Origin of the sequence: Streptomyces sp. NPDC089799 (assembly GCF_040684755.1) — a bacterium.
GTDB lineage: Bacteria > Actinomycetota > Actinomycetes > Streptomycetales > Streptomycetaceae > Streptomyces.
The window spans coordinates 92,010-116,901 of record NZ_JBFBGR010000009.1; the positions used below are offsets into that span (position 1 = coordinate 92,010).

26 protein-coding genes and 1 pseudogene are annotated in these 24,892 nt (G+C 70.4%); 18 read left to right on the forward strand and 9 right to left on the reverse strand.

Annotated elements, in window-relative coordinates:
• Positions 1–56 precede the first annotated feature (56 nt).
• Complete coding sequence (locus AB0O36_RS12080) at positions 57–863, reverse strand: DUF3097 domain-containing protein (protein ID WP_365107795.1); 807 nt, start codon at positions 861–863, stop codon at positions 57–59.
• 31 nt (positions 864–894) lie between these two features.
• Complete coding sequence (locus tag AB0O36_RS12085; protein WP_365107797.1) at positions 895–1,626, reverse strand: MBL fold metallo-hydrolase; 732 nt, start codon at positions 1,624–1,626, stop codon at positions 895–897.
• A 191-nt stretch (positions 1,627–1,817) separates the two neighbouring features.
• On the opposite strand from AB0O36_RS12085, the gene hrcA reads away from it, so the two are divergent.
• From hrcA to AB0O36_RS12150, 13 genes are all read left to right on the forward strand, one after another.
• Entirely contained in the window at positions 1,818–2,834 is a 1,017-nt protein-coding gene (gene hrcA / locus AB0O36_RS12090; RefSeq protein WP_365107800.1) for a heat-inducible transcriptional repressor HrcA, read from the forward strand.
• Entirely contained in the window at positions 2,835–3,974 is a 1,140-nt protein-coding gene (dnaJ, locus tag AB0O36_RS12095) for a molecular chaperone DnaJ (protein ID WP_365107803.1), read from the forward strand. It begins immediately after the preceding gene.
• A gap of 123 nt (positions 3,975–4,097) precedes the next feature.
• Positions 4,098–5,186: a nitronate monooxygenase gene (locus AB0O36_RS12100; RefSeq protein WP_365107806.1), complete on the forward strand. Its 1,089-nt coding sequence runs from the start codon at positions 4,098–4,100 to the stop codon at positions 5,184–5,186.
• On the forward strand, positions 5,183–5,926 hold the full coding sequence (locus AB0O36_RS12105; protein ID WP_365107809.1) for a 16S rRNA (uracil(1498)-N(3))-methyltransferase: 744 nt from the start codon (positions 5,183–5,185) through the stop codon (positions 5,924–5,926). Before AB0O36_RS12100 ends, AB0O36_RS12105 begins: the two co-directional genes overlap by 4 nt.
• Positions 5,927–5,988: 62 nt before the next feature.
• The gene (locus AB0O36_RS12110; protein ID WP_365107812.1) at positions 5,989–6,351 is read left to right on the forward strand and encodes a histidine triad nucleotide-binding protein; all 363 of its coding nucleotides are present in this window, start codon (positions 5,989–5,991) and stop codon (positions 6,349–6,351) included.
• 77 nt (positions 6,352–6,428) lie between these two features.
• Complete coding sequence (locus AB0O36_RS12115) at positions 6,429–7,334, forward strand: ribonuclease Z (protein ID WP_365107814.1); 906 nt, start codon at positions 6,429–6,431, stop codon at positions 7,332–7,334.
• Positions 7,335–7,604: 270 nt separating this feature from the next.
• Complete coding sequence (locus tag AB0O36_RS12120) at positions 7,605–8,696, forward strand: PfkB family carbohydrate kinase (RefSeq protein WP_365108284.1); 1,092 nt, start codon at positions 7,605–7,607, stop codon at positions 8,694–8,696.
• A 126-nt stretch (positions 8,697–8,822) separates the two neighbouring features.
• Positions 8,823–9,842, forward strand: coding sequence for a PhoH family protein (locus AB0O36_RS12125; protein WP_365107817.1), 1,020 nt, complete (start codon positions 8,823–8,825; stop codon positions 9,840–9,842).
• A 31-nt stretch (positions 9,843–9,873) separates the two neighbouring features.
• Positions 9,874–10,371, forward strand: coding sequence for an rRNA maturation RNase YbeY (gene ybeY / locus AB0O36_RS12130; RefSeq protein ID WP_365107820.1), 498 nt, complete (start codon positions 9,874–9,876; stop codon positions 10,369–10,371).
• Positions 10,368–11,672: a hemolysin family protein gene (locus AB0O36_RS12135; protein ID WP_365107822.1), complete on the forward strand. Its 1,305-nt coding sequence runs from the start codon at positions 10,368–10,370 to the stop codon at positions 11,670–11,672. The genes ybeY and AB0O36_RS12135 overlap by 4 nt, the downstream gene beginning before the upstream one ends.
• On the forward strand, positions 11,669–12,022 hold the full coding sequence (locus AB0O36_RS12140) for an MmcQ/YjbR family DNA-binding protein (RefSeq protein ID WP_365107825.1): 354 nt from the start codon (positions 11,669–11,671) through the stop codon (positions 12,020–12,022). The genes AB0O36_RS12135 and AB0O36_RS12140 overlap by 4 nt, the downstream gene beginning before the upstream one ends.
• Before the next feature lie 101 nt (positions 12,023–12,123).
• A complete protein-coding gene (locus AB0O36_RS12145) occupies positions 12,124–12,798 on the forward strand; it encodes a hypothetical protein (RefSeq protein WP_365107828.1) in 675 nt (224 codons plus the stop codon).
• Between the two features lie 56 nt (positions 12,799–12,854).
• The gene (locus tag AB0O36_RS12150) at positions 12,855–13,208 is read left to right on the forward strand and encodes a cytidine deaminase (protein ID WP_365107831.1); all 354 of its coding nucleotides are present in this window, start codon (positions 12,855–12,857) and stop codon (positions 13,206–13,208) included.
• A gap of 66 nt (positions 13,209–13,274) precedes the next feature.
• Here the strand turns inward: AB0O36_RS12150 and AB0O36_RS12155 are convergent, their stop codons facing one another.
• Complete coding sequence (locus tag AB0O36_RS12155; protein ID WP_365107834.1) at positions 13,275–14,447, reverse strand: MFS transporter; 1,173 nt, start codon at positions 14,445–14,447, stop codon at positions 13,275–13,277.
• A gap of 16 nt (positions 14,448–14,463) precedes the next feature.
• On the opposite strand from AB0O36_RS12155, the gene AB0O36_RS12160 reads away from it, so the two are divergent.
• From AB0O36_RS12160 to AB0O36_RS12170, 3 genes are all read left to right on the forward strand, one after another.
• Positions 14,464–15,870, forward strand: a complete 1,407-nt coding sequence (locus AB0O36_RS12160; protein ID WP_365107837.1) for a recombinase family protein — start codon at positions 14,464–14,466, stop codon at positions 15,868–15,870.
• A gap of 328 nt (positions 15,871–16,198) precedes the next feature.
• The gene (locus AB0O36_RS12165; RefSeq protein ID WP_365107840.1) at positions 16,199–16,555 is read left to right on the forward strand and encodes a hypothetical protein; all 357 of its coding nucleotides are present in this window, start codon (positions 16,199–16,201) and stop codon (positions 16,553–16,555) included.
• 711 nt (positions 16,556–17,266) lie between these two features.
• On the forward strand, positions 17,267–17,869 hold the full coding sequence (locus tag AB0O36_RS12170) for a hypothetical protein (protein ID WP_365107843.1): 603 nt from the start codon (positions 17,267–17,269) through the stop codon (positions 17,867–17,869).
• 793 nt (positions 17,870–18,662) lie between these two features.
• On the opposite strand, the gene AB0O36_RS12175 is transcribed toward AB0O36_RS12170, so the two are convergent.
• Positions 18,663–19,232, reverse strand: coding sequence for a hypothetical protein (locus tag AB0O36_RS12175; RefSeq protein ID WP_267802626.1), 570 nt, complete (start codon positions 19,230–19,232; stop codon positions 18,663–18,665).
• Positions 19,233–19,396: 164 nt separating this feature from the next.
• Between AB0O36_RS12175 and AB0O36_RS12180 the strand changes: the two genes are divergently transcribed.
• Positions 19,397–20,230: a recombinase family protein gene (locus tag AB0O36_RS12180; RefSeq protein WP_365107846.1), complete on the forward strand. Its 834-nt coding sequence runs from the start codon at positions 19,397–19,399 to the stop codon at positions 20,228–20,230.
• A gap of 63 nt (positions 20,231–20,293) precedes the next feature.
• On the opposite strand, the gene AB0O36_RS12185 is transcribed toward AB0O36_RS12180, so the two are convergent.
• The 5 genes and pseudogenes from AB0O36_RS12185 to AB0O36_RS12205 form a co-directional block, all read right to left on the reverse strand.
• On the reverse strand, positions 20,294–20,758 hold the full coding sequence (locus AB0O36_RS12185) for a hypothetical protein (protein ID WP_365107848.1): 465 nt from the start codon (positions 20,756–20,758) through the stop codon (positions 20,294–20,296).
• An 80-nt stretch (positions 20,759–20,838) separates the two neighbouring features.
• Positions 20,839–21,063 (reverse strand): DUF397 domain-containing protein, encoded by a 225-nt coding sequence (locus AB0O36_RS12190; protein WP_365107851.1) that lies wholly within the window; start codon positions 21,061–21,063, stop codon positions 20,839–20,841.
• Positions 21,064–21,658: 595 nt separating this feature from the next.
• On the reverse strand, positions 21,659–22,507 hold the full coding sequence (locus tag AB0O36_RS12195; RefSeq protein WP_365107853.1) for a helix-turn-helix transcriptional regulator: 849 nt from the start codon (positions 22,505–22,507) through the stop codon (positions 21,659–21,661).
• Between the two features lie 18 nt (positions 22,508–22,525).
• A complete protein-coding gene (locus AB0O36_RS12200) occupies positions 22,526–23,050 on the reverse strand; it encodes a DUF6879 family protein (RefSeq protein ID WP_365107856.1) in 525 nt (174 codons plus the stop codon).
• 394 nt (positions 23,051–23,444) lie between these two features.
• Positions 23,445–23,672, reverse strand: a pseudogene (locus tag AB0O36_RS12205) (MFS transporter); the annotation flags it as partial.
• Between the two features lie 119 nt (positions 23,673–23,791).
• On the opposite strand from AB0O36_RS12205, the gene AB0O36_RS12210 reads away from it, so the two are divergent.
• Positions 23,792–24,877 (forward strand): helix-turn-helix domain-containing protein, encoded by a 1,086-nt coding sequence (locus AB0O36_RS12210; protein ID WP_365107859.1) that lies wholly within the window; start codon positions 23,792–23,794, stop codon positions 24,875–24,877.
• Positions 24,878–24,892 lie beyond the last annotated feature (15 nt).

Here is a 24,892-nt window from a genome sequence, read left to right on the forward strand (position 1 = left end):
CGGCTCCGCCGCGTACGGCGCAGCCACGGCTCCGCCGCGTACGGCGCGGTGCGGTGTCAGGCGGGGGCCGTCACGAAGTCGATCAGTTCCTCCACCCGGCCCAGGAGGGTCGGCTCCAGGTCGCGGTACGAGGTGACCCGGGACAGGACGTGCTGCCAGGCCGCGCCCGTGTTCTCCGGCCAGCCCAGGGCGCGGCAGACGCCCGTCTTCCAGTCCTGGCCCGGCGGGACGACCGGCCAGGCCGGGATGCCCAGGGCGGACGGCTTCACCGCCTGCCAGACGTCCACGTACGGGTGGCCCACCACCAGGACGTCCGGGACGGCGGACACCTGCGCCGCCAGGCGGGACTCCTTCGAGCCGGGGACCAGGTGGTCCACCAGGACGCCCAGGCGGGCGTCCGGCGCGGGGCCGAACTCGGCGACGATCGCCGGGAGGTCGTCGATCCCGGAGAGGTACTCGACGACCACGCCCTCGATCCGCAGGTCGTCGCCCCAGACCCGCTCCACCAGCTCGGCGTCGTGCCGGCCCTCCACGTAGATGCGGCCCGCCCGGGCCACCCGGGCCCGCGCCCCCGGGACCGCCAGCGAACCCGAGGCCGTCCGGGCCGGGGCCGCCGGCGCGCGCGAGGGGCGGACCAGCGTCACCACCGCGCCGTCCAGCAGGAACCCGCGCGGCTCCAGCGGGAACACCCGCCGCTTGCCGAAGCGGTCCTCCAACGTCACCGTGCCGGCCTCGCAGCCCACCACCGCCCCGCAGAAGTCCGTACCCGCCACCTCGACCACCAGATCGGGCTCGGCCGCCACCTCCGGCACCGGCTTCGGGCGCTTCCACGCGGGGGTCAGATCGGGGGAGTACTCACGCATCCGGCCGAGGGTAGGGGCACCCGCCCGGAGATCAAGACGACACGCCGAAGCGCTCGGCCAGTGTGGCGCGCTGGGCACGCACGAAGGCCGCGTCCACCACCGCCCCGTGGCCGGGCACGTACAGCGCGTCCTCGCCGCCCAGGGCGAGCAGCCGGTCCAGGGCCGCCGGCCACTGCCGGGGCACCGCGTCCGGGCCCGCCGACGGTTCCCCGGACTCCTCCACCAGGTCCCCGCAGAAGACGACCTCCCGGCCGCCGCCGGGCACGAACACCGCCAGGTCGTGGCGGGTGTGCCCCGGCCCCACGTTGGCCAGGAGCACCTGCACCCCGCCGAGTTCGAGGGTCCATTCGCCCGACACCAGGTGCCGGGGGGCCGTGAGCAGCTCCGCCGACCCGGCCGCGTCCTCCTCCGGCAGTCCGTGGCGCACGGCGTCCCCGCGCAGTTCCTCCCGGCCCGCCGGGCCGCCCAGCAGTCCGTCCAGTCCGACCGCGCCGAAGACCTCCGCCCCGGCGAACGCCGACGCGCCCAGGACGTGATCGAAATGTCCGTGCGTGAATGCGATATGGGTCACTCGGCGGCCGGTCAGCCGCTCGGCCCGAACCCGCAGTCCCGCACCCTCGCGGACGCTCGACCCGGGGTCCACCAGCAGCACCGCGTCGTCCCCCACAACCAGCCCCGCGGTGCAGTCCCAGACCGGGAGACGCAGCCGTCCGGCGCGTCCGGTCAGCCGTTCCCAGCCCGCCTCTTCCCATCGCACGTCCATGGCGCGACGCTACCGTGACGGGCCGCGCGGGCGAGGACCCGACGGGCGGGCGTGACGAGCGCCGCGACGGGCTCCCTTGCCTCGGGCACACCTGCCCGCCGTACACTGACCGGGGGGATCTCTGGCACTCGTACCGCGTGAGTGCCAATCACGGACCGCAGTAGGACGCTCACAGCTGGAGGTGGCACGCGATGCTCAGCGAACGGAGACTCGAGGTGCTGCGCGCCATCGTCCAGGATTACGTCGGGACGGAGGAGCCGGTCGGCTCCAAGGCGCTCACCGAGCGGCACAAGCTCGGCGTCTCGCCGGCCACCGTCCGCAACGACATGGCCGTGCTGGAGGAGGAGGGCTACATCGCCCAGCCCCACACCAGCGCCGGCCGGATCCCCACCGACAAGGGCTACCGCCTGTTCGTCGACAAGCTGGCGGGGGTCAAGCCGCTGTCGACGCCCGAGCGCCGCGCCATCCAGAACTTCCTCGACGGGGCCGTCGACCTCGACGACGTCGTCGGCCGCACCGTCCGGCTGCTCGCGCAGCTGACCCGGCAGGTCGCCGTCGTCCAGTACCCGTCGCTGACCCGCTCCACCGTCCGGCACGTCGAGCTTCTCCTGCTGGCCCCGGCCCGCCTGATGCTCGTCCTGATCACCGACACGGGCCGGGTCGAGCAGCGCATGGTGGACTGCCCCTCGCCGTTCCCCGAGCAGTCCCTGGCGGACCTGCGGGCCCGGCTCAACGGCAAGGTCGTCGGCCGCCGCTTCGCGGACGTGCCGCAGCTGGTGCAGGACCTGCCGGAATCCTTCGAGGCCGAGGACCGGGCGACGGTCCAGACGGTCCTCGCCACCCTCCTCGAAACGCTCGTCGAGGAGACCGAGGAGCGGCTGATGATCGGCGGCACCGCCAATCTCACCCGCTTCGGACACGATTTCCCCCTGACCATCAGGCCGGTGCTGGAAGCACTGGAGGAGCAGGTCGTGCTCCTCAAGCTGCTCGGCGAGGCCAACGAGTCGGGGATGACCGTACGCATCGGCCACGAGAACGCCTACGAAGGACTCAACTCCACGTCCGTCGTCTCGGTCGGCTACGGTTCGGGCGGCGAAGCAGTCGCCAAACTCGGCGTGGTCGGCCCGACCCGCATGGACTACCCCGGAACGATGGGAGCGGTACGCGCAGTGGCACGTTACGTCGGACAGATCCTGGCGGAGTCGTAAGTGGCCACGGACTACTACGCCGTACTCGGCGTGCGCCGCGACGCATCGCAGGACGAGATCAAGAAGGCGTTCCGCAAGCTCGCCCGTGAGCTCCACCCGGACGTGAACCCCGATCCCAAGACGCAAGAGCGTTTCAAGGAGATCAACGCCGCGTACGAGGTGCTGTCGGACCCGCAGAAGAAGCAGGTCTACGACCTCGGCGGCGACCCGCTGTCCGCCTCCGGCGGCGGCGGTGGCGCGGGTGGCTTCGGAGCGGGTGGCTTCGGCAACTTCTCGGACATCATGGACGCCTTCTTCGGGCAGGCGTCCCAGCGCGGTCCGCGCTCGCGCACCCGGCGCGGCCAGGACGCGATGATCCGCCTGGACCTGGAGCTGGACGAGGCCGCCTTCGGCACGACCAAGCCGATCCACGTGGACACGGCGATCGTCTGCACCACCTGCTCCGGCGAGGGCGCCGCGCCCGGCACCTCCGCGCAGACCTGCGACATGTGCCGCGGCCGCGGCGAGGTCTCCCAGGTCACCCGGTCCTTCCTCGGCCAGGTCATGACCTCCCGCCCCTGCCCGCAGTGCCAGGGCTTCGGCACCGTGGTCCCGACCCCGTGCCCGGAGTGCGCCGGCGACGGCCGGGTCCGGTCCCGCCGCGACCTGACGGTCAAGATCCCGGCCGGTGTGGAGAACGGAACCCGGATCCAGCTGGCCGGCGAGGGCGAGGTCGGCCCCGGCGGCGGCCCGGCCGGTGACCTGTACGTGGAGATCCACGAGCTTCCGCACCCGGTGTTCCAGCGGCGCGGCGACGACCTGCACTGCACCGTCACCCTCCCGATGACGGCGGCCGCGCTGGGCACCAAGTGCCCGCTGGAGACGCTCGACGGCATGGAGGAGGTCGACATCCGGCCCGGTACCCAGTCCGGCCAGTCGATCCCGCTGCACGGCCGCGGCGTCACCCACCTGCGCGGCAACGGGCGCGGCGACCTGATCGTCCACGTCGAGGTGCAGACCCCGGCCAAGCTGGACGCCCAGCAGGAGGACCTGCTGCGGCAGCTTGCCAAGCTGCGCGGCGAGGAGCGCCCGATGGGCCAGTTCGCGCCGGGCCAGCAGGGCCTGTTCAGCCGGCTCAAGGACGCCTTCAACGGTCGCTGAGCCGCCTCCCGCCGCCGCGGCGCCCCCCGCCGCGGCGCGGTGCCTGGCCGGTTGCGCAACCGGACTATGCCAGGCGAATGGAACGATTCGGCGCGGTGCGGGGGACGTGGCACGATGCAACTCATGTCCTCCGCACCGAACGGTCTCCACCAGTACCCGATCGTGCAGGCCCCCATGGCGGGCGGAGCGTCCTGCCCGCCCCTCGCCGCCGCCGTCTCCGAAGCCGGCGGGCTGGGCTTCCTGGCCGGCGGCTACAAGACCGCCGACGGCATGTACCAGGAGATCAAGCTCCTCCGCGGGCTCACCCGGCGGCCGTTCGGCGTCAACCTGATCCTCCCGCAGTACGGGCACACCGACCCGGCGGCGGTCGAGGTCTACCGGGGCCAGCTGGCCGGCGAGGCCGGCTGGTACGAGGTCTCGCTCGCCGCGGAGGACACCGCGGGCACCACAGACGACGCCTACGACGCGAAACTGGCCATTCTGCTGGAGGACCCGGTCCCCGTCGTCTCCTTCACCTTCGGGTGCCCCTCTGCGGCCGCCCTCACCGCCCTGCGCCGGGCCGGTACGTTCACCATGGTCACGGTCACCTCGGTCGCCGAGGCCCGGGCCGCCCAGGACGCCGGTGCCGACGCCCTCTGCGTGCAGGGCATCGAGGCGGGCGGCCACCAGGGCACCCACCGCGACGACCCGAAGGCCGACGGCACCGGCACCGGCCTGCTCGCCCTGGTCGGCCAGGTGCGGGAGGCGGTGGCGCTGCCCCTGGTCGCGGCCGGCGGACTGATGCGCGGCTCGCAGATCGCCGGGGTGCTCGCGGCCGGCGCGGTCGCGGCCCAGCTCGGCACGGCGTTCCTGGCCTGTCCCGAGTCGGGGGCGCACGCCCTGCACAAGAAGGCGCTGACCGACCCGCTGTTCCCCCGTACGGAACTCACCCGGGCGTTCTCCGGCCGCCCCGCCCGCGGTCTGGTGAACCGGTTCATGCGGGAGCACGGGCCGTATGCCCCGGCCGCCTACCCCCAGGTCCACCATCTGACCTCCGGGCTGCGCAGGGCCGCGGCGGAGGCCGGTGACCCGCAGGGCATGGCACTGTGGGCGGGCCAGGGGCACCGGCAGGCGCGTTCGCTGCCGGCCGGGCAGCTGGTGGAGGTCCTGGCGGCCGAAGTGGCCGAGGCGCAGAGCGCGTTGCAGGTGGTACGGAGAAGGAGTACGTCATGACGGCCCCGGTGTTCGTGGTCGAGGAGGTCCCGGCGGGACCGCGGTTCGTGCTGGACGGGCCGGAGGGCCGGCACGCGGTCTCGGTGAAGCGGCTGGAGCCCGGCGAGGCGGTGGTCCTCACCGACGGCCGCGGCGGCTGGGCGGACTGCGTGGTGACCGCGGCCGAGGGCAAGGACCGGCTGCACGTCGACGTGGCCGGGGTCCGTGCCGAACCGGAGCCGCCGGTGCGGATCACGGTGGTCCAGGCGCTGCCCAAGGGCGACCGGGGCGAACTGGCGGTCGAGACCATGACCGAGACCGGGGTCGACGCGGTGGTGCCGTGGCAGGCCGCCCGCTGCATCACCCAGTGGCGCGGCGACCGGGGCGCCAAGTCCCTCGGCAAGTGGCGGGCCACCGCCCGGGAAGCCGGCAAGCAGTCCCGCCGGGTCCGGTTCCCCGAGGTGACGGAGGCCCTGTCCACCAAGCAGGTGGCCGCGCTGCTGGCGGAGGCGGACCTGGGCGTCGTCCTGCACGAGGACCGGGAGCACCCCTCGGAGGCGCTCGCCACGGCGGAACTCCCCGCCTCCGGCTCGATCGTCGTGGTGGTCGGCCCCGAGGGCGGTGTCTCCCCTGAGGAGCTGGCCGTGTTCGCGGAGGCCGGTGCCCGGCCGTACCGGCTGGGGCGCTCGGTGCTCCGCACGTCCACGGCGGGCACCGCCGCGGTCGCGGTGCTGCTGGCCCGTACCGGCCGCTGGGCGTGACCCGCCGGATACCATGCGGGCGTAGTGATCATTGAGGACCGGGAACACGGGAGGCGACGGCCATGGCCGGGGAACCGCAGGCGGACTGCCTGTTCTGCAAGATCGTCACGGGTGAGGTGCCCGCGACGATCGTCCGCGAGACCGACACCACCGTCGCCTTCCGCGACATAAACCCCCAGGCTCCGACGCACGTGCTGGTGATCCCCAAGGTGCACTTCCGCGACGCCGCGGAGCTCGCCGCCGGCGACCCGCAGGCCATGGCGGACGTACTGCGCGAGGCCGGAGAGGTCGCCGCGCAGGAGAAGCTCGACGAGCACGGCGGCTACCGGATCGTCTTCAACACCGGCGCCGGCGCCGGCCAGACGGTCTGGCACACGCACGCCCACGTGCTGGGCGGCCGCGGCTTCAACTGGCCGCCCGGATAGCAACCGACCGGGGCGCGGCACCGGCCGCGCACCGAAAAGGAATGGCCGCAGTACCGGAACCGGCGTAGGAATCAGGCATGTCCGCACGTGAATTCGTCGTCCTCGGCACCGCCAGCCAGGTGCCCACGCGTCACCGCAACCACAACGGCTACCTGCTGCGCTGGGATGGCGAGGGCATCCTCTTCGACCCCGGAGAGGGCACCCAGCGGCAGATGCTCCGGGCCGGCGTGGCCGCGCACGACATCAACCGGATCTGCGTCACGCACTTCCACGGCGACCACAGCCTCGGCCTCGCCGGGGTGATCCAGCGGATCAACCTCGACCGGGTCCCGCACCCGGTCGCGGCCCACTACCCGGCCTCCGGCCAGGCGTTCTTCGACCGGCTGCGGTACGCCACCGCCTACCGCGAGACCGTCCTGCTCGACGAGGAGCCGGTGACCGGGGACGGAGTCCTGGCCACCGGCCCCTCGTACGTGCTGGAGGCCCGCAGGCTCTCCCATCCGGTGGAGTCCTTCGGCTACCGGATCACCGAGCCCGACGGCCGCCGGATGCTGCCCGAACTCCTCGCCCGGCACGGGATCACGGGCCCGGACGTCGGCCGCATCCGGCGCGAGGGCGTGCTGAACGGCATCACCCTGGAGCAGGTCAGCGAGGAGCGGCGCGGGCAGAGCTTCGGATTCGTCATGGACACCGGGCTCTGTTCCGGCGCGGCCGAACTCGCCCAGGACTGCGACATGCTGGTCATCGAGTCCACCTTCCTCGACGAGGACGAGAACCTCGCCGTGGAGCACGGCCACCTGACGGCCGGCCAGGCCGCCGGCATCGCCCGCGACGCCGGCGTCCGGCACCTGGTGCTCACCCACTTCTCGCAGCGCTACGGCGACCCCGCGGAGTTCGAGCGCCAGGCCCGCCGGGCCGGCTTCGAAGGGGACCTCACCATCGCCGCCGACCTCATGCACGTCCCGTTCCCCAAGCGGGGCTGACCTTCCTCGCCGGAACCCCTGCCGGAATCCCCACCGGAGTCCCGGTCGCGCGGGGTTCCGGGTGCGTCGGGGACCTGCGGGACGGGCATCACCGGGGTGACGTGGGACACACTGGGTTTGCGCCGTCGGCGGGCGGGCAGGACTGACAGCTTTCACCGAGGAGGGGGAGCCGAAGTGACCGGTCGGAGCAGCAGAGACGGATCCCACGCGGCCCCGCGCGAATCCCACGCGGCCCCGCGCGGCTCGCACGCGGTCCCGCGCGCGGCCGCCCTGGACCCGCTCGCGGCGCTGCGCACCCCGCAGGACCCCGACTGCGACGTGTTCCTGACCGGCAGCGTCTTCCTCGACATCATCTTCACCGGCCTGGACTCCGCCCCCGTGATCGGTACGGAGTCCTGGGCGCGCGGCATGGGCTCCAGCCCCGGCGGGGTGGCCAACATGGCCACCGCCCTGGCCCGCCTCGGGCTGCGCACCTCGCTGGCCGCCGCGTTCGGCGACGACCACTACGGCGAGTACTGCCGGGACGCCCTCGAACAGGGCGAGGGCATCGACCTGTCCCTGTCCCGGACCGTCCCCGGCTGGCACAGTCCCGTCACCGTCTCCATGGCCTACGACGGCGAACGCACGATGGTCTCGCACGGGCACGAGGCCCCTCCGCCGGACGGCACCGGCGCCGTACCGGACGGCCCCCCGCGCGCCCGGGCCGCGGTGGCCTCGCTGGCCCCCGGCCGCCGCGCGGGGTGGATCGCGGAGGCCGCCCGCGGCGGGGCCAGGGTCTTCGCCGACGTCGGATGGGACGAGAGCGGGGTGTGGGACCCGGACGCCCTGGTGGACCTGGAGCACTGCGAGGCCTTCCTGCCCAACGCCGGGGAGGCCATGCGCTACACCCGGACCGACTGTCCGCGCGCCGCGGCCCGGGCGCTGGCCGAGCGGGTGCCGATCGCCGTGGTCACGCTGGGTGCGGAGGGTTCGTACGCGGTGGACGGCCGGACCGGGGAGACGGCGGAGATGCCGGGCATCACCGTCGACGCCCTCGACCCGACCGGTGCCGGCGACGTGTACGTGGCCGGCTTCGTCACCGGGACCCTGGCCGGCTGGCCGCTCGCCGACCGGCTGGCCTTCGCCGGCCTGACCGCCGCCCTCTCGGTGCAGGAGTTCGGCGGCTCGCTGTCCGCCCCGGGCTGGGAGGAGGTCGCCCACTGGTGGCGGTCCAGGCCCGAGCATCCGGCGCGGTACGCCTTCCTGGAGGGCCTGCTCGGCGAGGAGCTGCTCGGGCGGGCCGACGGGCCGCCCGCCGTGCCGGCCGGGGCCTCGGTGCGCCGGCGGGCGGTGCCCACGATCGGGTTCCGGCACTCCGCGTAGCCGGTTGTCCGGCCGGTGGAAAACCTCTCGGGCATCACCCGGGTGCGTCGTACCCTTGGTACTCCAGAGGTCGTCGACTGGCGAGACCCCGCAACGGGAGGTATGTGCAGGCCACAGGGCCGGCCCATGACGCAGACACCCACAGACCGGACCCCGCTCCTGCCGGGGCAGGCACGCGCCGAGTTCAGCGTTCCGGCCAAGCACCCGATGGTCATGGTGCTCGGCTCGGGAGACTCCCTGCTGCGCGTGATCGAGAACGCCTTCCCGCAGGCCGACATCCATGTCCGGGGAAACGAGATCAGCGCGGTCGGCGACGCCAAGGACGTCGCCCTGATCCAGCGCCTGTTCGACCAGATGATGCTGGTGCTCCGCACCGGGCAGCCGATGACGGAGGACGCAGTGGAACGGTCGATCGCGATGCTCCAGGCCAACGAGAACGGCGGCGGCGCGGCGGAGACCCCCGCCGAGGTGCTCACCCAGAACATCCTGTCCAACCGCGGCCGCACCATCCGCCCCAAGACGCTCAACCAGAAGCGGTACGTCGACGCGATCGACAAGCACACGATCGTCTTCGGCATCGGCCCCGCCGGTACCGGCAAGACCTACCTCGCCATGGCCAAGGCGGTCCAGGCCCTGCAGTCCAAGCAGATCAGCCGGATCATCCTGACCCGGCCCGCCGTCGAGGCGGGTGAGCGGCTCGGCTTCCTGCCCGGCACGCTCTACGAGAAGATCGACCCGTACCTGCGCCCGCTGTACGACGCGCTGCACGACATGCTCGACCCGGATTCCATTCCGCGGCTCATGGCGGCCGGCACCATCGAGGTCGCCCCCCTCGCCTACATGCGCGGACGCACCCTGAACGACGCGTTCATCATCCTCGACGAGGCGCAGAACACGAACCCCGAGCAGATGAAGATGTTCCTCACCCGGCTCGGCTTCGACTCCAAGATCGTCGTCACGGGTGACGTCACCCAGATCGACCTTCCCGGAGGCACCAAGTCCGGCCTCCGCCAGGTCCGGGACATCCTGGAGGGCGTACCGGACGTGCATTTCTCGTTGCTCACCTCCCAGGATGTCGTCCGGCACAAGCTCGTCGGCCGTATCGTCGACGCGTACGAGCAGTACGACAGCCGAAACGGGCTGTGACTTTTCAACGAGAGTAGAGCCGAACAGCACCATGTCGATCGACGTCAACAACGAGTCCGGAACCGAGGTCGACGAGCAGGCGATCCTCGACATCGCCCGCTACGCGCTCACCCGGATGCGGATCCACCCGCTGTCCGAGCTGTCCGTCATCGTCATCGACGCCGACGCGATGGAGCAGCTCCACATCCAGTGGATGGACCTGCCCGGACCGACGGACGTCATGTCCTTCCCGATGGACGAGCTCCGGCCGCCGGCCAAGGACGACGAGGAGCCCCCGCAGGGGCTCCTCGGCGACATCGTGCTCTGCCCGGAGGTCGCCAAGAAGCAGGGTGACGAAGCCCCGACGCAGCACTCCATGGACGAGGAGCTCCAGCTGCTCACCGTCCACGGAGTGCTGCACCTGCTGGGCTACGACCACGAGGAGCCGGACGAGAAGGCCGAGATGTTCGGTCTCCAGGCGGCCATCGTGGACGGCTGGCGGGCCGAGCGCGGCATGACCGGCCCCTCGCCGGCCCCGACCGTCTCGTGACGCCCGGCCAGCTGATCACCGGGGCGGTCCTGCTGGTCATGGTCGCCTGGCTGGCGGCCTGCGCCGAGGCGGGCATCGCCCGCGTCTCCAGCTTCCGCGCCGAACAGGCCGTCCGGGAGGGCCGCCGCGGCAGCGCCAAACTGGCGCAGGTGGCCGCCGACCCCACCCGGTACGTCAACGTGGCGCTGCTGGTCCGGGTGACCTGCGAGATGGCCGCCGGCGTGCTGGTCACCTACGTCTGCCTCGACCACTTCGGCGAGAACTGGACGGCGCTGCTCGTCGCGATCGCGGTGATGGTGCTGGTGTCGTACGTGGCGGTGGGCGTCTCGCCCCGCACCATCGGCCGCCAGCACCCGCTGAACACCGCGACCGCGGCCGCGTACGTGCTGGTCCCGCTGGCCCGGATCATGGGCCCGGTCCCGCAGCTGCTGATCCTCGTCGGCAACGCGCTCACCCCCGGCAAGGGCTTCCGCAAGGGGCCCTTCGCCTCGGAGGCCGAGCTCCGCGCGATGGTCGACCTCGCGGAGAAGGAGTCGCTGATCGAGGACGAGGAGCGCCGCATGGTGCACCAGGTCTTCGAGCTCGGCGACACCCTGGTCCGCGAGGTGATGGTGCCGCGGACCGACCTCGTCGTCATCGAGCGCTTCAAGACGATCCGCCAGGCCACCACCCTCGCCCTGCGGTCGGGCTTCTCGCGGATCCCGGTCACCGGCGAGAACGAGGACGACATCGTCGGCATCGTGTACCTCAAGGACCTCGTCCGGAAGACCCACATCAGCCGGGACTCCGAGTCCGACCCGGTGTCCACGGCGATGCGCCCGGCGACCTTCGTGCCCGACACCAAGAACGCGGGCGACCTGCTTCGGGAGATGCAGCAGATCCGCAACCACGTCGCCGTGGTCATCGACGAGTACGGCGGCACGGCCGGCATCGTCACCATCGAGGACATCCTGGAGGAGATCGTCGGCGAGATCACCGACGAGTACGACCGGGAGCTCCCGCCGGTGGAGGAACTGGGCGGGGACCGCTACCGGGTGACGGCACGGCTGGACATCACCGACCTCGGCGAGCTGTTCGGCATCGACGCCTTCGACGACGAGGACGTGGAGACGGTCGGCGGCCTGCTGGCCAAGGCGCTGGGCCGGGTGCCGATCGCCGGGGCCACGGCCCTGGTGGAGCTGCCCGACGGCCGCTCGCTGCGGCTGACCGCGGAATCCCCGGCCGGCCGCCGGAACAAGATCGTCACGGTGCTCACGGAGCCGGTCCCGGCGCCCGCCGACGAGGAGGAGACGACGGGATGACACCGGCGGAGCTGCGCGCCTTCTGCCTCGGGTTCAACGCGGCGGTGGAGGAGTTCCCCTTCAATCCCGAGACCTCGGTCTTCAAGGTGCTCGGCAAGATGTTCGCGCTGTCGCAACTGGACTCGGACCCGCTCAAGGTCAGCCTGAAGTGCGAACCGGAGCTCGCGGTCCGGCTCCGCGCCGAACACGAGGCCGTCGCCCCCGGCTACCACCTGAACAAGCGGCACTGGAACACCGTGACGGTGGACGGCCTGCCGGAACGCACGGTCCGCGAGCTGATCGAGGACTCGTACGACCTGGTGGTCGCCGGACTGCCGCGCACGGAACGGCTGCGGCTGGACCGCCCTTAGGAACCCGGATCGGGCCGCCCCGGCGCAGGTGTTTCACGCCGCCGCCGGGGCGCCTATGCTGTCGCGACCCCACACGCCACGCGACACCCCCGGAGCCCCCCGTGTCCGTCCGTACCGCCCGTCTGGCGACCGCCGCCCTGCTGACGTCGATGCTCCTCACCGCGTGCGACGGCGCCGGCTCCGGGAACGCGTCGGCGCCGCGGACCCCGGCGAAGGCGGTGCTCGCCGAGGCGGACCTGCCGGAGGGCTGGAGCCCGGCCACCTCACAGGAACAGGGCGACTCCTCGCCGGTCGACAGGCCGGAGTGCCAGGTGCTGGCGGACCTGGTGGAAGCCGGTCGACCGGCGCGGGTGGGACGGGGCGCCGTGGGAGCGAGGTTCGCGAACGCCGGTGGGGTCGCCTACGAGACGAACGTGTTCGAACTCGGTGAGGCGAATGCGGCCGCGTTCCTGAAGGAAGTCGAGAACGCCGTGGGGGCCTGCGGCACCTTCACCACCACCGGGGAGGCGGACGGCGGCGCCGAGCCGTCGCTGCCGGTGCACGCCCGACCGCTCGCGGCGGATCCGGCGGGGGACGGCAGCTACGGTTTCTCCACGGAGCTGGTCCTCGACTCCGACATGTCGATGCACACGTCGGTGGTGCTCGTCCGCCGCGGCGGACTGATCGCCGTATCCGATGGCGAGTCCGCCGACGGACCGCCGGACACCAAGGAGTTCCGGCAGTTCACCGGCCTGGTCGCGGACAAGCTGACGGGACGGGCCGACCGGTCGGCGTGAGCTGCGGAACGGGGCCGTTGCGCGGCGGCGACCGTGCCCTCCTTATGCTTTCGACCATGACCGACACCACAGCGCTCGACCCCGAGGACAGCAAGATCATCACGCTGGCGCGCAGCGCCCGCGCCCGCAACGGGGTGCCCGAGGGCGCCGCGGTCCGCGACGAGACCGGCCGCACCTACGTGGCGGGCACCGTGGACCTGGACTCGCTCAAGCTCAGCGCCCTCCGGACCGCCGTCGCCATGGCCGTGGCCAGCGGTGCGCAGTCCCTGGAGGCCGCCGCCGTGGTCAGCGCCGCCGACGCCCCCGCCGACGAGGACCGCGCCGCCGTCCGCGACCTGGGCGGCCCGGACACCCCGGTCCTCCTGGCCGCCCCCGACGGCACCCTCAAGTCCACGACGAAGGCCGGCTGACCGCGGCGCTCCCCGCTGTGGGCGGGCCTGCTCCCGGGCCGGGCAGGCCAAGGCCGGGCCGGACGACTACGCGGCCAAGCCCGCCCCGGCCGGCCGCCGCCGGATGACCATCGCCATCAGCGCGGCCACCGCGCACAGCGCACCCGACGCGTACCACACCACGTCGTACGACCCGAACACGTCCCGCGCCAGGCCGCCCAGGAACGCCACCAGCGCCGCCCCCACCTGGTGCGAAGCGAGCACCCACCCGAAGACGATCGCGCCGTCCTCCCCGTACTGCTCGCGGCACAGCGCGATCGTGGGCGGCACCGTGGCCACCCAGTCCAGCCCGTAGAAGACGATGAAGAAGACCATCGGCGGGTGCACGGACGGGGCCAGCAGCATCGGCAGGAACAGCAGCGAGATCCCGCGCAGCGCGTAGTACACCGCCAGCAGGCGGCGCGCGTCGAACCGGTCGGTGAACCAGCCCGAGGCCACCGTGCCGATCACGTCGAAGACGCCGATCACCGCGAGCAGCCCGGCGGCCGCCGTCACCGGCATCCCGTGGTCATGGGCGGCGGGTACGAAATGGGTCTTGACCAGGCCGTTCGTCGAGGCGCCGCAGATCGCGAAGGTGCCCGCCAGCAGCCAGAACGGCCCGGTCCGCGCTGCCTTGAGCAGTACGGTCACCGCTCGCCGTGCCGCCCCCGGCACCGGGTCGGGCCTGGGCGCGTACTCCCCGCCGTACGGTGCCAGACCCACGTCCGCCGGATGGTCGCGCAGCAGCAGCCAGACGAAGGGCACCACGGCGAGCGCGGTGAGCGCCACCGTCACCGCCGCGGGCCGCCAGCCGTGTTCGGCCACCAGCCAGGACAGCAGCGGCAGGAACACCAGCTGGCCGGAGGCGCCGGCCGCGGTCAGGATGCCGGTGACCAGGCCGCGCCGGGCGGTGAACCAGCGGTTGGTGACGGTCGCCGCGAAGGCCAGTGCCATCGACCCGCTGCCCAGCCCGACGAGCACGCCCCAGAACAGGACCAGCTGCCAGGCCGCCGTCATCCACACCGTGGCCACCGAACCGCCCGCGATCACGGTCAGCGCGCAGGCCACCACCCGGCGGATGCCGAAGCGGTCCATCAGGGCGGCGGCGAACGGCGCGGTCAGCCCGTACAGCGCCAGGTTGACCGAGATGGCGAAGCCGATGGTGCCGCGGGACCAGCCGAACTTGTGGTAGATGTTTGGGGCATCAGCAAGGCAGGCCAAGGGGGGACCACCACAGATGGATGTCACCGTCTACGTACGACTCAGCCTCGATCAGCACGGCGATGAACTGGGCGTGAAGCGGCAGGAGGAAGAGTGCCGGGCCTTCGCCGCAGCCCGTGGCTGGACCGTACGGGAAGTGATCGCGGACAACGACGTCAGCGCCACCTCGGGCAAGGTGCGGCCAGGGTTCGAGCGGCTGTTGGTCTCCAAGCCGGGCGCGATCCTCTGCTGGCATACGGACAGGCTCGTACGCAAGACCGAAGACCTGTTGCGCGTGATCGCGCTCGGCGTCAACGTCCACGCCATCCACGCCGGACACCTGGACCTCGCGACTCCGGCCGGTCGGGCCACGGCCAAGACGGTCACGGCGTGGGCGGAGTACGAGGGGGAGCAGAAGGCGCTGCGCCAGAAGGCGTCGAACCTCCAGGCGGCGAAGAACGGCAAGCCCCACAAGGCGGGCTTGCGGACCTTCGGATACGCCGACGACTACGTGACCGTGGTCGAGGACGAGGCGGAAGCGATCCGCAAGGGTGCCGAGATGGTCCTTCAGGGCGAGACCCTTGCGTCTGTCGCCCGCTACTGGACCGGCCTCGGTCTGCTCGCTCCTCGCTCGTCTTCCGGCACGGCGAAGGACGAGGCCAAGGGGTGGGGCGTGGGGGGAGTGAAGAAGGTGCTCATCTCCCCTCGGTACATCGCTCAATCCACCTACCGAGGCGAAGTGGTGGGCGAGGGCCGGTGGCCCGCGATCCTGGACGAGGTCACTCACTACGGCCTCGTGTCGGCACTGACGAACCCCAAGCGGTTCACGGGCGGTGCGCGTACAGGCTCGGCCCCTCAGACCCTGCTCGCCGGACTGGCCACGTGTGAGCGTTGTGGAGAAACCGTGCGAGGCGGGATGTACCGAGGGACTCCCGTCTACCGCTGCGGACAGAAGCACGTCCGCGTCCCGCGAGAGCTGGCCGACAAGCGGGCCGGTAACGCGGTTCTGGCGCGCCTGGTCTTCCCCGACTTCCTGCCCTGGGTCCTCGCCGCTCGGCAGGAGCAGGGAGACGACTCGGCCCACCTTCACCAGGAAGCGGAGATCCTGCGGGAACGGCTCGACGGGTTGGCCGTCTCCTACGCCTCGGGGTCGATCACTCTGTCGCAGATGACGGCGGGGACCGAGGCGATCCGGACCAGGCTGGACGCGATCAACGAAAAGCTCTCCGGTGTCACCGGCCTGCCTCCGATCGATCCCGTGTCCGGCATCGCTGGCCTGATTCAGGATTGGCCGAACGCTCCACTCCCCGTACGTCGAGCGTGGGTCAAGTTCGTCACCACGATCACGATGCACTCGAACGGCTTCAAGAAGGCGGCGAAGATGACCGTGGACGACTACATGTCCGTGGACTGGAACCACACCGCCGACGACCCCGATGCGTAGCCCTGCCCTGCTCGACACGGCCCTGCTCGCACCCGAGGGCGGGGCCTCGTCATGTCCGGTCAGAGGAGCGGGGGTCGGCCGGCACAGTTGACGACCGAGCAACCGGCCATGTAGGAAGATCCTCCCGATCCTTCGAGGAGCGGACACCGTAGCTCCCGGCGTGTGACGCCGGTAGAGCTGGCCACTCCGTGCAGGGGCCGCCATCCCAAGGGGCTGGCAGGGGAGCCGAGGGCACCCCGAAGCGCAGGACGGTACTGCGCGACTTCCACTCACCTGCCGAGGTGCAGCCACGCGCTGACCTCGGCTGCCGCCGGGAGGTCGCCACCCCTTGAACAGCACCATCAACTTCGGCCCCGGTCGCCCGTGGGGCGGGGTATCTCAGCGCGAGTACCAGCGCATGGCCCGAGACCCCCGACACCAGCTCGCCTACCGCATCCACTTCGCGGCGCTCGGTTGGGCCGACCGCCACGGACACGCAAGCTTCGGCCCCGGCAAGCTCGCCGCGCTGCTCGGCAAGGAAGGCAAGCCCCTGTCTGACCAGAGCACGAACAACGCCCTGGCCCGCGCCAGGGAACTGGAGCTTGTCTCGCCCCGATCGGGCGCCGCTTGCCTTGTCCTTCCCTCTCACGTCTTCCAGAAAAGGAAGGGCGCACCCGTGCCGTGCCGCCTGCGCCTCGATCGGTGACTACATCTCTCGCGTGTAGCCAGCACACGCCTCGCGTGTACCGAGACGTCATCTCACCTGCGGAAACGTTCGCGCCTTCTCTTCTCTTTTTGGCCTCACACCTTTTGGCCTCACAGTGCGGCCCCGCAGGGGCCGACAGTGAAGGAAGCCAGGTACGCACTTACGTCAGCGACAAGGGGAAGTGGGGCGCGCAGCGCCCCCAGTCGTAAAGGCGACGGCAAAGAGAACCAAGCGACAGGCGCGGCCTCCGGCCGCACAGCCGCAAGACACTTCGTATGAGCGGCCCCGAAGGGGGCCGACATCAGGAGGACCAGGGAGCTGGCCAAGTGGGGGCGCAACCGCGCCCCCGTTACGCCAAGGATCGAGGCAAGCTGCTCGGGCAAAGGGGGGCCGCTACGCGGCCACAGCGGGAAGCCACAGATGGCAAGCCTTGGTAAACCCTCACTCTTGCGCAGTCTCTGAGTGCCGGCCGCGCAGGGTGCAGCCCTCCTACCTGCACCTTCTTCGCCGTTGCCTCACTTCGCCGCTGTCTGACGGGGTCTGAAACCGTGGCGCGATCTTCGCCGGTATGACATGGCGGTCGCCGCAGAGAGGCGCAAGGGGTCATCCCCCACCCGCGCAGGTCAGCTGACTCGGCTGGCTCAGGAGAGCCAGTGGCGAAGACGCCAAATTCGCTGCGAGTTGGCTCGCCTTGCCAGCACACTGAAAGGCATGGATGGACTGTATGTCGTCAGGCATGAGCCGACCTGGCGCGAGGAATCGGAGCCTGAGCCGGACGACGAGTACGACAACGACACGGAACACAAGACCGTGTACGCCCTCTTCGGGCTGGCCATCTACAAGGCCAACTGCCTCGAACACTCGCTCGTAAACCTTCTCGCGTTCACCAGAATCATCACGGCGAGGGAGCAGGGCGAGCAGCTCATCCGCGACCCCTGGACTCAAGGCTTCAAGGACATGATGGGCAAGCTCATCAAACGCGTCGAGCCGCACACCAGCGCCTACCCAGAGGTCATCGACGATCTCACCAGCAGCCTGAAGCGGCGTAACGACCTGGTTCACAACTTCTGGCGCGAGCGCATCCAAGACATGATCAGTGAGGCTGGCCGGATTCGGCTGTGCGCGGACCTGAAGGCGGACTGCCGGCTCCTCACGCGGACAGACGAGCGTTTCAGCGAGAGGATCTTGGATCCCATCATGCAAGGCATGGGGATCACGGCTGAAGCCGTTGCGGCCCAGTACGCGAAGGAGCGCCGCGAGGCGATGGCGCGCTACGAGACCGAGGCGTTCACGGCCGGGGAAGAATCCGTCTGATCCACATGTTCGCTTTGCCCTTCAGGTCACCGGCACCGAGCTGGCCCCCAGCCGCCGGCCCCGGGCACTCCGCTCAGCCGCATCCTGACCGTCGCCTCTGCGTACGGGTGCGAGGCTGTGACCAGCAAGCACTTGAATGGGGCCCGCCAGAGCAATTTGTAATACATCATTGCCGCCATGACCCTCGCTGGCATTACTGCAGTTCTCGCCCTTGCAGGCATTCCTGTCAGTGTGCTCGTAGCTCGGTGGCAGATGCGCACGACCCTGACGCAGGCAAGGGAGAGTCATCGGGCGGCCATGGAGGTTGCTGAGGCGAGCCATCGGGGCGCCTTGGAGCTGGCTCGCAACGCAGTCGAGGCCGAACGTGATCGATGGCTCCTTGAAGCCCGACGCGCCGAGTATCGGTACTTCCAGAACGCACTGAGAGAGCTTCGCCGAGAGGTCTACTCGCCCGACGCTGACAGAGGAAGGCTGCAAGAGCTGTATGGGGAGGTGCACGACAGTGGTCACCGGATTCGAGAGGTCGGTCCGGACCAGGTCGCGGACTGCGCTGTCCGTATTCTTCGCCGCTGCCCCGGGCTCTGGGTGCACACGAGGCAGCGGCGCACCATTTGGGAAGAGACCATTGCGCCCCTTCGTGTCGATCTTGATGCCGCGATTCGGGCCACCACTGTCGGCACCCCGAGGTCCCCGTCGCACCGTCATCGACCCTGAAACCGTGGCGCGATCCTGGCCGGTATGACATGGCGGTCCGGCCTTGCTCGCCAGGGGGTCATCCCCCACCCCCTCTCACCTACTCGGGGGGCTCGGTTACCTGCTCTCTCCTCAGCTGCACAAGAAGGGAGCGGCAGATCCAGTCGAAGACGCCGGAGCCCGCCCGATTCAACTCGTAGGCCAAGGTTTCCGCTTCTTCGTAGGAGATCTCGATGGAGGCCGCAGCCGTGCGCCTCTTGCTGACAAGCGCCCATGCCGCGCTGGGTAGCGGCTCCGTCTCCGGCACACGCTCAGGCGACCACATGCCGTGCACCAAGTGATTTCGGCGGGCGAGCAAGGGCTTGAGGGTCGCAAGTTTGGAGCGGCACTCGGTGCGCTGCGCTTCCGTGATCTCCCGGTTGATCTTCACGAGCGCCGTACACGTATCGATCAACTCATGTGGTCCAAGCCCCGCAGCCACAACCTCGGCGTACTTGCTGTCGATGAGGCAGGTCATGAGTTGGCGCAGGTAGTACTCCAGCGCAGCACTCTCCCTCGCCACCTCACCCACCAGGAGAGACATGCGCTGCTGTATCTCCTCCATCTCCTCGTCCGATCGGAGGATCGGAAGCCCATCGAGATGGCTTGGCAGGACCGCTTCATCAGACATGCCGAAGAGCGTACCGAGGCGCGTCTCACAAACCTTCGTTTTCGGGACGGACGGCGAACGCTCGGGGTGTGTCCGTTTCGCCCCCGCTCCGTCGTCTCGTAACCCGTCCCGAAACATCACCCTCACTGCTGGCTTTCGGGACACGTTTGTGAGACTGTCTCGTCGTGATCACGAACACCCCGGCCGCACAGGTCGAACGTCATGCCTGCCCCAAGTGCGGAGCCCCCGCCGGTAGCCCTTGCCGTACGACGACGGGCAAGGTGGCGGCGAACTACCACACGGGCCGCTTCGCCCTGGTGCCCGCGCTCAAGGCGGAACTGACCGTGAAGACTCCGGTCGACCGCAACCCCGGGAAGGTGTGGACACGGAGCGCTCCTGCCACACAGGTGCCCGACGCGATACCGGGGGCAGCGATCCGACTGGGCTACGCCCGTTGCTCAACCGTTGGACAGGAACTTCAGTCCCAGTTGGACATGCTTGCCCGTGCCGACTGCACCCGCGTGTTTTCGGAGAAGATCAGTACCCGTGTGAAGGAGCGGCCGGAGCTTGAGAAGGCGCTCACACTGGCTCGGGAGTTCAAAGCGGCAGCGCCGAATCAGTCGGTGATCCTGACCGTGGTCGAGATGAAGCGTCTTGCCCGCAGTGCGGCAGAGCTGATGACGCTGTCTTCCGCCCTTCAGGCGGACGGCATCCAACTGGAACTCCTGTCCGGTCCCCTTCAGGGGGTGTACGACCCGAACGGGGCAGGTGCCATCGTGTTCGCCGTGCTCGCCGTCAGTGCAGAGGTGGAGCGGGAAGGCATACGAGAGAAGACGTTGGAAGGATTGGAAGCTGCGGCCCGTAAGGGCAACGTCGGTGGGCGCCCGTCCGTGGTGGATGACGACAACCTCGCCGTAGCCCGTGCTCGACACGCCAAGGGAGACAGCGTCACAGCCATCGCCAAGGCCCTGGGAATCGGCCGTGCCACGCTGTACCGCCACCTCGGAGAGAGCGCCTGAGACAGGCGCACAGCCATGCAGACAGGCCCTCGGCATACGTCGGGGGCCGTTGTCATGTGCGGCCTACCGGGCGGGACAGGACAGGTCGGGAGCAGCCCGGTTCGGCGAGCACGTCACAAGGGCGACGGAGTGGAAGACCGTGCCCTTCAGGTAGTGGCCGAGGGAGACGTCTCCTCCCCACGTCAGCCGCTCGACTGCCCCCTTCACCAGGAGAACCAGTCTGGTCACTTCCCGGTCCTGCTCGGAGGCGAATCGTGGGGCGAACTCTGCGAGCTGAAGGCCCAGCCACTCGCCGGCTTCCTTGGGTTCCTCCCATGTCCCTCGGATCATCGAGGGCGGTTTCATGAGCCAGTGCGCCGTCTGGATCGGGGGCACGTCGGTGGTCGGGAACACGGCCACGGCTTCTCGGTACCGGTCGTGTACCTCCATCTCGCTGCTTGCGGTCGGGGCCTGTCCGGCTGGTCTGCGGACGCTCTCCTTGTCGAACGTCTTCTTTTCCCCCACCCATGCGTATCCGTGGTGGTGCACCGCTGCTCCGTTCCGAGAGATGACGACGGCCCCGCTCGTCGGCGTGAGGGCGGGGCCGTCAGTTCAGGTGGTGCTGTGGATCAGGCGGAGAGGTCGAACCGGGCGGGGTCGATGCCCGCCGCGTCCAGCTCGGCCGTGGTGAAGCGCAGCGGCTCGGCGTCCGGCCGCTTGCTGTCGCCCATGGCCCATGCGTCCGGCCCGATCTTCGCGAGCGTCACGCACGCCTCGCCGTCCGGGTGGGTGTTGCCGCCGCACGCCTTCGAGAACTCGGCTCCCGTGATGGGGAGCCCGTACAGGTCGGTCATCGTTGTGCCCTTCCTGATCTGCTGACGGCCCAGAGAGGGCCGTCCTCCGCCCGTAGCGGACGGAAGTCTTGGAGTGGACTCAGGGAGTCGAGGGCACTCGCAGCGCCTCTGCGATCTGCTCAACCGCATCAGCCCGGATCATCCCGAGATGGACGTACGCCTGCCCGGTGTGCGTCACCACGGGCCGTACGCTGCTCCACGCAGACTCGGGAACTCCGAGCGCAGCGAGTGCCGCGCGTATGGACTCCGTCGCGTCCGTCGCCTGAGTCCTGCCGTCTCTCCACGTCTGCATGTCCATCAGTGACCGGTCCCGTGCATCCGAAGCAGGATGTTGCAGTCAGCGACCGTGGTGCTGTCACGCTCCAACCCGGCTGCCTTCCGGAGCTGACCGAGCCGCGCGCACTCAGGGCAGCCGGGCACCGGACGGGGCGCAGGGCGCTCCTCCCGGATCGGCAGCTCTAACGGCGCTTCCTGCCACCGCGTGGGTTCTGTCCTCGTCACCGTCGCGCCCTCCCTGTCGCCGCCGAGGTCGATGAGGAGACCGTAGGGAGCGGCGTTGCGAGGGGTCCACGCTGTTGCACACGGTTGCACGGATTCACCCGAGGGCGGCGAGAGCCTTCGTGATCAGGGCACGGGCTTCGGCCCCGCGCACGGCGGATCGGGACAGCTCGGAGAAAGCTCGGAGGTACGTACGGATCTCGCCGGGCGCGGTCAGGTTGATCTCTGCTGTGAGAGTCTCCACCGCCACTTGCCGATCATCGAAGGCGTAGAAGGCTTCGAGCGGCCAGACCGTACGGCGGGCCCTTGCCGGGATGATGCCGAGGGATACGTTCTGCTGTCCCATCACCGAGAGCACGTGCTCAAGCTGGGCCGCCATCGCGGCATCGTCGCTCACCCGGTAGTAGAGAACCGTCTCTTCGAGCACCAGGGCGAACCGATGATCCCCCTCCCGGATCACGCGGGACCGTTGCGTCCGAGCCCGCACGGCGTCAGCTACGTCGTCCGGGGTTCCCTGGAACGTCGTGATGGACCGCAGAAGTCCTGTGGCGTAGCCGGGAGTCTGGAGCATCCCCGGCATGACGTTCGACGCGTACACGCGAAAGGAGCGGGTCCGCTGATACAGAGGGACGGTCTGCTCATGAATGCGCCGCATCCCGTCACGGTGGATCTGCCGCCACTCGACGTACATCGACTCTGCGTTTCGGGACGCAGCGATCAGATCGGCCGCGTGATCGTCGGCCCCGCACGCAGCGCACCAGGCACGGATGTCAGCATCCGAGGGCGGCGTCTTGCCGCGCGCGATCCGGGATGACTTCGACTTGTGCCAGCCGCACCGAGCGGCCAGCTCATGCCCTGTGAGTCCAGCGTCTTGCATGAGGCCCTGCAAGCGGGCAGCCACAGCGGCTCGTGCCGCTTGGGCGCTGGAGAGTGGAGAGGAAGGCATGAGCTGACCGGTCAGGAATCAGACGGCGTACTTCTCGTGCGGGATGGCTCGCTCCCACACCGCTTCGAACGCCGACGCGCACTGCGCAACTACGGCAGGGTCTTCCGTCTGGTCAGTGTGGACCCACCGTCCGACCCCATCGAAGACGTTGAACTGGACCAGGCGGCCGTCGAACAACCAGAAGTCGTTGCCCGGCAGGGCAAGGTCCGAGGCACTGCGACGGGGAAGCCAACGGATCTGCTCTCCGGCCGCCACGTTCGTGAAGGTGCCCGAGTGCTCGAAGGCGATGTAATCACTGACGGGCTCCGAGACGATGCGGGCACGTCGGATGACAACGCCGTTGGCCGTGACCTCCTGAACGAGGTCGAGCCAGGGACGCCACCATGAAGCCCGGTCCTCCGGGTCGAGCCGGCGCCCTTGCTTCCATGCGGCGAAGCCTTCGATCTCGTTCTCGACTCCGTACGTGTCGCGCATCTCAAGGTGCACGGCTGACTCCTGCACTGACCTGATGAGGTCAGAGAAGTCAGTCAGACTCTGCGACACGGAGCGCCTCCCTGAGAAGCGGGATCATCCGCTTCGGAACCCTGATCACCGACTCGTGCCCGGGGATCGGCACATCCCGCGAACTCTCGCCCGTGGTCCGCTCGTCTGCTGTCCACCCCTGGATCACAAGATCCTTCGATTCCTGGTCCACCCACACAGCGGGTGATCCGTGGTCCCCGGACTCGGGATCTTTACCGACGAACCGTAAGGCCATGGCGTCCCTCCCTGTCGAGCGCGTTGCGCCTGGTTGCACGACCTCCACTCTGCCGGACAGTGCTGGTCAAGGGGGCCGGAACCGGACTGTTCGGCAGGGGGTGGTGTCGTACCGTCAGGGTGGTGCCGGAGTCTCCCGAATCTGATCAGCAGATCCCGCTGGTGGTTCCCCCAAGCATTACCACATGAATTCGCCGTGCAGCGGCTCGATGAGCAGGCCGGGCAGTGAGGCGAAGGCGGCCGCGCCGGTGATCGTCACGAAGGCCACGGCGGCGACGGACCAGGCACGGTGAAGCCGGCGCTGGCGCGGCCCGCCCGCCGCCGCGGACGGGGACCCGGTCGCGGGCACGGAGGCGGGAGCAGTCGCGGACGCAGTCGTGGACGCGCGTGCGGACGTGGGTTCGGGCAGGGACCCGGGTTCGGGGGCGGACGCGGATTCGGGTGCTGTCTGGGTCACGTGCCCCAGCTTCGGGGCGGCCGGGACGGCGCTCCAGTGGCCTGAACGACAGCGTTCGATACGATCGGGCCATGGCATCCGTTGACCTCGAACAGGCCGGACCCGTGCCGCCCTCCGCGAGCGGACCGGCCGCAGCGCGCCCGCACCGGATCGTGGTCCTCGCGCTGGCCGGACTGCTGCCCTTCGAGCTGGGGATCCCGCACCGGATCTTCGGCCGCGCCAAGGACGCCGCCGGGCGCCCCCTGTACGAGATCCTCACCTGCGGCCTGGCCCCGGGCCCGGTGCAGACCGACGCCGACTTCGCCGTCGCCGTCGGGCACGGCCCGGAGCTGCTGGCCACTGCCGACACCGTGGTGGTGCCGGCCTCGTACGAACTCGGGCCCGTGTACGGCGAGGGCCGCCTCACCCCCGAACTGGCCGCGGCGCTCGCGCACGTCCGCCCCGGCACCCGGCTCGTCTCCATCTGCACCGGCGGCTACGTGCTGGCCGCCGCCGGCCTCCTCGACGGCCGCCGCGCCACCACCCACTGGGCCTCGGCCGAGCACTTCCAGCAGCTCTTCCCCGGGGTCCGGGTCGATCCGGACGTGCTCTACACCGACGACGGCGACGTGCTCACCTCCGCCGGGGTGGCCGCCGGCATCGACCTCTGCCTGCACATCGTGCGCCGGGACCACGGCGCCGCCGTGGCCAACGAGGTGGCCCGGCGGACCGTCGTACCGCCCCACCGGGACGGCGGTCAGGCCCAGTTCGTCGAGCGGCCGGTGCCGCGGCCGCAGGTGGCCGGCACCACCGCAGCCCGCGCCTGGGCCCTGGACCGGCTGCACGAACCGCTGCGGCTGGTGGACATGGCCCGCCAGGAGTCCATGTCCGTACGGACGTTCACCCGCAGGTTCCGCGAGGAGACCGGGGTCAGCCCCGGGCAGTGGATCGTGCAGCAGCGCGTCGACCGGGCCCGGCACCTGCTGGAGACCAGCGGGCTGTCCATGGATCAGGTGGCCCGGGAGACCGGCTTCGGCACCGCCCAGTCGCTCCGCAAGCACCTGCGGGCGGTGCTCGGGGTGAGTCCGACCGCCTACCGGCGCACCTTCCGCGCCGCGGGAGCCGCGAACGTCCCACCAGCTGATGGGCCATCAGATGATGGGGGAGCCGCACATTGACTTCTGCCGCCGCCC

Bases quoted from the DNA above. Each gene is read 5' to 3' on its own strand.
- AB0O36_RS12195 (WP_365107853.1), bottom strand. From the start codon at position 22,507: ATGCCTTCCTCTCCACTCTCCAGCGCCCAAGCGGCACGAGCCGCTGTG.
- AB0O36_RS12150 (WP_365107831.1), top strand. From the start codon at position 12,855: ATGACCGACACCACAGCGCTCGACCCCGAGGACAGCAAGATCATCACG.
- hrcA (WP_365107800.1), top strand. From the start codon at position 1,818: ATGCTCAGCGAACGGAGACTCGAGGTGCTGCGCGCCATCGTCCAGGAT.
- AB0O36_RS12210 (WP_365107859.1), top strand. From the start codon at position 23,792: ATGGCATCCGTTGACCTCGAACAGGCCGGACCCGTGCCGCCCTCCGCG.
- AB0O36_RS12085 (WP_365107797.1), bottom strand. From the start codon at position 1,626: ATGGACGTGCGATGGGAAGAGGCGGGCTGGGAACGGCTGACCGGACGC.
- AB0O36_RS12115 (WP_365107814.1), top strand. From the start codon at position 6,429: ATGTCCGCACGTGAATTCGTCGTCCTCGGCACCGCCAGCCAGGTGCCC.
- AB0O36_RS12175 (WP_267802626.1), bottom strand. From the start codon at position 19,232: ATGTCTGATGAAGCGGTCCTGCCAAGCCATCTCGATGGGCTTCCGATC.
- AB0O36_RS12110 (WP_365107812.1), top strand. From the start codon at position 5,989: ATGGCCGGGGAACCGCAGGCGGACTGCCTGTTCTGCAAGATCGTCACG.
- AB0O36_RS12140 (WP_365107825.1), top strand. From the start codon at position 11,669: ATGACACCGGCGGAGCTGCGCGCCTTCTGCCTCGGGTTCAACGCGGCG.
- AB0O36_RS12170 (WP_365107843.1), top strand. From the start codon at position 17,267: ATGGATGGACTGTATGTCGTCAGGCATGAGCCGACCTGGCGCGAGGAA.
- ybeY (WP_365107820.1), top strand. From the start codon at position 9,874: ATGTCGATCGACGTCAACAACGAGTCCGGAACCGAGGTCGACGAGCAG.
- AB0O36_RS12100 (WP_365107806.1), top strand. From the start codon at position 4,098: ATGTCCTCCGCACCGAACGGTCTCCACCAGTACCCGATCGTGCAGGCC.
- AB0O36_RS12160 (WP_365107837.1), top strand. From the start codon at position 14,464: ATGGATGTCACCGTCTACGTACGACTCAGCCTCGATCAGCACGGCGAT.
- AB0O36_RS12190 (WP_365107851.1), bottom strand. From the start codon at position 21,063: ATGACCGACCTGTACGGGCTCCCCATCACGGGAGCCGAGTTCTCGAAG.
- AB0O36_RS12080 (WP_365107795.1), bottom strand. From the start codon at position 863: ATGCGTGAGTACTCCCCCGATCTGACCCCCGCGTGGAAGCGCCCGAAG.
- AB0O36_RS12105 (WP_365107809.1), top strand. From the start codon at position 5,183: ATGACGGCCCCGGTGTTCGTGGTCGAGGAGGTCCCGGCGGGACCGCGG.
- AB0O36_RS12125 (WP_365107817.1), top strand. From the start codon at position 8,823: ATGACGCAGACACCCACAGACCGGACCCCGCTCCTGCCGGGGCAGGCA.